Here is a 1995-nt window from a genome sequence, read left to right on the forward strand (position 1 = left end):
GCCGGTACATACGCAAATACACCTCTCTGTACAACTGCTCATAAACCTTCTGCGCCTCAGGCTGCGGTGTGAAAACCGCTCCAACCCGAGTCATCGCCGCAATGGCCGATGGAAAATCCCGATGCAATCCCAACCCCACCGCACAGCAAATCGCCGCCCCCAACCCGGACGCTTCATACACATGCGGGCGCTCTGCCGGCAGGCCGAAGATGTTGGCGGTCAGTTGCATGGCGGCGTCGCTTTGTGAGCCGCCGCCGGCGACGCGCAGGCGCTGGATCGAGACCTTCGAACGTCGCTCGATGTTCTCCATGCCCTGGCGCAGCGCGTAGGCCAGGCCTTCGAGAATCGCCCGGTAGATGTGCGCGCGGGTGTGTACGTCGCCGAAGCCGATCATCGCGCCTTTGGCCTCCACGCCCGGTTCGCGGATGCCCGGTGACCAGTACGGTTGCAGCATCAAACCCATCGAACCCGGGGGCACTTCGTTGACCAGCGCGTCGAACAGTTGCTCCGGTTCGATGCCCTGCTCTTTTGCCTGCTGCATCTCGCGCAGGCCGAATTGGTTCTTGAACCAGCTGACCATCCAGTAGCCGCGATAGATCATCACTTCGCAGTTGTACTGATCGGGCACGGCCGAGGGGTACGGCGGGATCAGCGGGACGATTTCCAAATAGCGCGAGCGGGTGCTGGTGATGGTCGCGGTGGTGCCGTAGGACAGGCACACGGTGCGCGCATCGACCACGCCGGAGCCGATCACTTCGCAGGCCTTGTCCGCGCCAGCAGCAATCAGCGGCAACCCTTCGGGAATGCCGGTGTGGCGCGCGGCTTCGGCCGTGATGTAGCCGAGGGTTTCGCCGGGTTTATGCAGGGTTGGCAACTGCTCCGGGCGCACCGCCAGTGCCTGCCATTTCCAGTCGCGCGGCGCCGCCCATTTCAGCCGTTTGAAGTCGAAGGGCAGATAACCGACGCAGCAGCCGACCGAATCGACGAAGCGTCCGCACAGGCGATGAGTCAGAAAACCCGAGAGCAGCAAAAACTTGTCAGTCGCCGCCCACACCTCGGGCTGATGCCGGGCGATCCAGTTGGCCTCGGCCTGGGCGCGAAAATAATCCACCGTCGCTTGGACGCCGACCAGTTTGAACAGCCAGCCCCACGGCCCTTTGATGCTGCCCTCGACCTCAGCCTGACGTTGATCGAGCCAGACAATTGCCGGGCGTAGCGGTTTGCCCTTGGCGTCCACGTTGATCACTGTGCCGCGCTGGGTGGTCAGGGACACGCCGGCAATCTGCGCACGGTCGATGCCGGTCTGCTGCCAGAGTTGCTGGCAGGCCTCGCCGAGTTTCGCCCAGTAATATTCCGGGTCCTGCTCGGCCCAACCGGGTTGCGTCGAGTAGTACGCCTGCAAGTCGACTTTGCCTTTGCCGAGCAGATTGCCCTGCAGATCGAAGAGCAGTGCGCGCACGCTCTGGGTGCCGTTGTCGATGGCTAACAGGTATTTCATGGGGTGATCTCCGGCAAGCCTTGATCGCGCAGCCACAGCAAACGGTAGCGCTGGATTTCCGCCTGCCAGCGCTCATCGTCCCAGGCCAATCGCGACTGGCAGAGCGTGCGAATTGCAGGCAAATAATCCTCGCCACCGCGCGGCAGCAACAGGCCCAAACGGGTGCGGCGCAGCAGCAAATCATCCAGGTGCATAATCATTTCCGCCTCGCAGGCGAACGCCAGTTCGGCCCACAACGTATCGCTGGCGCCAACCGTCTCCAGACCGAGTTCGCCGAGCAATTGCGCCAGCCTCGGCAGGTCTCGACCGTGACGTCCGGCCAAGCGTCGCCATTGATTGCCGCTCAGTCCCGCAATTGTCAGCGGCGGCACAGCGGCGAACACCGGCGCGCCGTCATCGACGAAAGAACGCCCGAGCATCACCGCACACGCCTTGAGCACTTCGATCGCTTGCGGGCGAAATGTGGTCAGTTTGCCGCCGGCCAAAGTCACGCAACC

2 protein-coding genes are annotated in these 1995 nt (G+C 63.1%); both read right to left on the minus strand.

From position 1 onward, the window contains the following. Window positions 1-1498, minus strand: a 1498-nt coding sequence (locus D8U71_RS00950; RefSeq protein ID WP_130886985.1) for an FGGY-family carbohydrate kinase, incomplete at its 3' end; no start/stop codon positions are given. Next, window positions 1495-1995: glycerol-3-phosphate dehydrogenase C-terminal domain-containing protein (locus tag D8U71_RS00955; protein ID WP_277751615.1), on the minus strand; the 501-nt coding region annotated here is incomplete at its 5' end. The genes D8U71_RS00955 and D8U71_RS00950, both read right to left, overlap by 4 nt.

This window comes from Pseudomonas sp. Sample_21, from assembly GCF_004307525.1.
In the GTDB taxonomy this organism is placed as follows: Bacteria; Pseudomonadota; Gammaproteobacteria; order Pseudomonadales; family Pseudomonadaceae; genus Aquipseudomonas; species Aquipseudomonas atacamensis.